This is a genomic window from Variovorax sp. P4_D9 (genome assembly GCF_056401695.1).
This window is the reverse complement of sequence record NZ_JBFUIU010001275.1, coordinates 1-1,837: the sequence shown is the minus strand read 5'-3', so window position 1 is coordinate 1,837 and position 1,837 is coordinate 1. Positions and strand designations below refer to the sequence as shown.

The window sequence follows — 1,837 nt, the reverse complement described above, 5'->3', positions numbered from 1 at the left end:
CCCCAGTACATGCTCTTCTGCTCCATGTACTGGAAGATGCCCTCGCGGCCCTTCTCGCGGCCGAGGCCGCTGTCGCGCCAGCCACCGAACGGGGTCGAGACCGAGAACTGCTTGTAGGTGTTGACCCAGACCGTGCCGGCCTGCACCGCGCGGCCTAGCCGCCAGGCGCGCTTGAAGTCGCGGCTCCAGACGCCGGCGGCCAGCGCGTAGACGCTGTCGTTGGCCTGCTTGATCAGCACTTCCTCGTTGTCGAAGGGCATCGCCACCAGCACCGGACCGAAGATCTCTTCCTGGCTGATGCGGGCGTTGTTGGTCAGGCCTTCGAGGATCGTCGGCGTGTAGAAATAGCCGCGCTCGAGGCCGTTGCCGTGCGGGCGCACGCCGCCGGTGCGGATGCGGCCGCCTTCCGACACGCCGAGCTCGACGTAGCGCTCGATGCCCTCGCGGTGCTTGGCGGTGATCAGCGGGCCCATCTGCGTGCTCTCGGACGCCGGGTCGCCGACGCGCAGCGCATTGGCGCCTTCGGCCAGCCGGGTCAGGAACTCGTCGTAGATCGAACGGGCGACGAACAGGCGCGAGCCCGCGATGCAGGATTCGCCCGACGAGCTGAAGATGCCGTAGAGCACGCCGGCGACCGCATGGTCGAGGTCGGCATCTTCGAGCACCATCGTCGGCGACTTGCCGCCGAGTTCGAGCGAGACCGGCATCATCTTGTCGGCCGCGATGTGCGCGATGTGGCGGCCCGTGGTGGTGCCGCCCGTGAAGGACACGCGCTTGACCAGCGGATGCTTGGTGATGGCATCGCCGATCACCGAGCCCTTGCCCGGCAGCACGCTGACGATGCCCTTGGGCACGCCGGCTTCTTCGCAGATGCGGGCCAGTTCAAGCGCCATCAGCGGCGTCACTTCGGCCGGCTTGACCACCACCGCGTTGCCCGCCGCCAGCGCCGGCGCCAGCTTCTGCGCCTCGCTCGCGATCGGCGAATTCCACGGTGTGATCGCCGCGACCACGCCCATCGGCTCGTGCACGCTCATCGTCACGAAGGGGCCGCGCGAGGGCGTGATGGTGTCTTCGAGCGTCTCGAGCGCGGCGGCGAAGAACTGGAATGTGCCGGCGGCGCTGGCCACCAGGTTGCGGGTCTCGCTGATCGGCTTGCCGTTGTCGAGGCGCTGCTTCTGGGCCAGGGCCTCGGACTGCTCGCGGATCAGCTGCGCCACGCGGTGCAGCACCGTGGCGCGCTGGTGCGGCAGCATCTGCGCCCAGCCGCTGGTCAGGAAGGCGTGGTGGGCGCGCGTGATGGCCTCGTCGACATCGGCCAGGCTGGCAGCCTTGAGGCGGGCGATCGGCTCGCCGGTAGCCGGATAGAGGCTCTCGTAGACGTCGCCGCCGCCGAGGCGCCATTCGCCGGCGACATTGAGGGGAAGGAGTTCGGAGGAAGTCATCGGTTTCTCTCTGTTCAGATCGCCAGCGCCGCGACGCGGTTGCGCAGTGCCCGCACGGCGCTGTAGACCGTCAGTGCGGAAGTCTTCGGATTGGCCGCCAGCGGCTTGTTGCGCATCGTGAGTTCGAAACTGCCGAACGCGCCCTGGGCCTCGACCACGTGGACGTTGTCGGCCACTGCCGGATCGGCGATCAGGCGCACCAGCGTGCGGTCGAGGCCGAGGCCGGCGAGCGACACGGTGGCGGCCACGTTGGCGTTCTTCGGATACAGCGTGGCGGCTTCGCGGGCACTGCCTTCGAAGATCACGGTCTCGCGGGTCAGCGCGTCGAGGTCGCGGCCCCGCTCGGCCGGGGTGCCCTTCCAGGCGCGCGGCGGCTTGCGGCCGGTGTAGCGCAC

2 protein-coding genes are annotated in these 1,837 nt (G+C 69.2%); both read right to left on the bottom strand.

Annotation, left to right across the window (positions count from 1 at the left end):
- On the bottom strand, nt 1–1,442 hold a 1,442-nt coding region (locus AC1DY5_RS53880; RefSeq protein ID WP_478122400.1), incomplete at its 3' end, for an aldehyde dehydrogenase.
- A 14-nt stretch (nt 1,443–1,456) separates the two neighbouring features.
- Nucleotides 1,457–1,837: aspartate dehydrogenase (locus AC1DY5_RS53875; protein ID WP_478122399.1), on the bottom strand; the 381-nt coding region annotated here is incomplete at its 5' end.